The sequence below is a fragment of the Kovacikia sp. CALU 1929 genome, assembly GCF_056784235.1.
Window position 1 is genome coordinate 1 of record NZ_JBXBCF010000008.1, and the last position, 1,366, is coordinate 1,366.

The window sequence follows — 1,366 nt, forward strand, 5'->3', positions numbered from 1 at the left end:
GTGGTTGTCCTTTTTCAAATATTTCAGAGCCGAAATGCTCTTGGGTGTAGGCATATTGCCCAGTGCCTCTGCCAGCCGTTGGCGCACTAACCAATCCCCTGACTGAGCAAACCGCAGAATGTGATCAACCGCTTCTACCGACCATCACTCGCCTGGAGAACCCCATCAGTAAACGGGAAGTCCGCGGATGCGAAGCCGTATGGTTGATGGCTTTATCAGGCAATATCCGCAGGCACCGACAGACATTGTGTTGGACATTGATGGTTGGGATGACCCGACACACGGGCAACAGCAGTTGAGTTGTTTTCACGGCTAATATCCCTCTTGAATCACTTTCGAGAAAGCAAATCTAGTCAAAAATGCTGAAGCTCCTATACGGCTTGAGTCCTAGCATATACAGCTTATTTCCGATATTTCAAAACCTTTGACAATGAAGCGTATATGCCAGACAGCAGAAGGTGAAAGACTTTCAGCGTTTTGCCTGGATTTTACTTTAACTAGAGTGACACATGAGGGATATCCCTCTTCCATCCTTCTAGCGAGGAATAGTTAGAATAGAGATTATGTTCCTGTTGCTAATTTGAAGGGTATGGTTACGCCGCGTGAAGCTCGTCCAACGCTCCGATTCGTCGATGAGTATTGTGAGCTGTATGCTGACTTATTCCCAGAGGTGCGGAGCTTTGAAGGGTTCAAATATCTGCATATCGGGATGATTTCAGATCTCAAACGCAAGACTTTGCCAGCCATTGCCAAAGCAGTTGGATTAGACAATGAACAAGGCTTACACAACTTGTTAACGGAGTCTCCCTGGTCAGTGAGGCGGCTGCGGCAGCGTCGCTTAAATCTAATCTTGGAATTGACTCAGAAACAAGCGATGGTCCTGCTAATTGATGAGACCGGAGATTGCAAAAAAGGAGACAGTACGGATTATGTGAAACGACAATACATCGGCAATGTCGGCAAACGAGAGAATGGCATTGTGGTGGTCACCGCTTACGGGTTATTTAAGGGCATGATTTTACCGTTGTGCTTTGAGGTGTACAAGCCGAGAGAACGGCTCAAGCCCGGAGAGGTCTACCAGACGAAACCGCAAATCGCTGCCACGATGATGCGTGAGTTGATGGCAATGGGATTCCAGTTTGAGCTGGTGTTAGCCGATAGTTTGGATGGTGAGAGTGAGTGTAACTTTATTTCAACGCTGGTTTCGCTCAAGTTGCCTTACATTGTTGCGATTCGCTCGAATCACGGGGTCTGGTTACCGCAAGACCAAGAGGTAACGGCAGAACCTTGGGAGAAGTTCACCCGCACCTTCAGCCATGGTGAAACTGAAGTCCGCTATCGGCGCGAGATTATCTATGGCACTCGT

2 protein-coding genes and 1 pseudogene are annotated in these 1,366 nt (G+C 48.0%); 2 read left to right on the forward strand and 1 reads right to left on the reverse strand.

Annotation, left to right across the window (positions count from 1 at the left end):
* Positions 1-123: pseudogene (locus tag AC1S52_RS00605) on the reverse strand (HEAT repeat domain-containing protein); the annotation flags it as partial.
* A 64-nt stretch (positions 124-187) separates the two neighbouring features.
* On the opposite strand from AC1S52_RS00605, the gene AC1S52_RS00610 reads away from it, so the two are divergent.
* Both AC1S52_RS00610 and AC1S52_RS00615 read left to right on the forward strand, forming a co-directional pair.
* Positions 188-316 carry a transposase gene (locus AC1S52_RS00610; RefSeq protein WP_482027102.1) on the forward strand — a complete coding sequence of 43 codons (129 nt, stop codon included), beginning with the start codon at positions 188-190 and terminating at the stop codon, positions 314-316.
* Between the two features lie 273 nt (positions 317-589).
* Positions 590-1,366: IS701 family transposase (locus AC1S52_RS00615; protein ID WP_482027103.1), on the forward strand; the 777-nt coding region annotated here is incomplete at its 3' end.

Coding starts and splice junctions, on each gene's coding strand:
- AC1S52_RS00610 (WP_482027102.1), top strand. CDS start 188: ATGCGAAGCCGTATGGTTGATGGCTTTATCAGGCAATATCCGCAGGCA.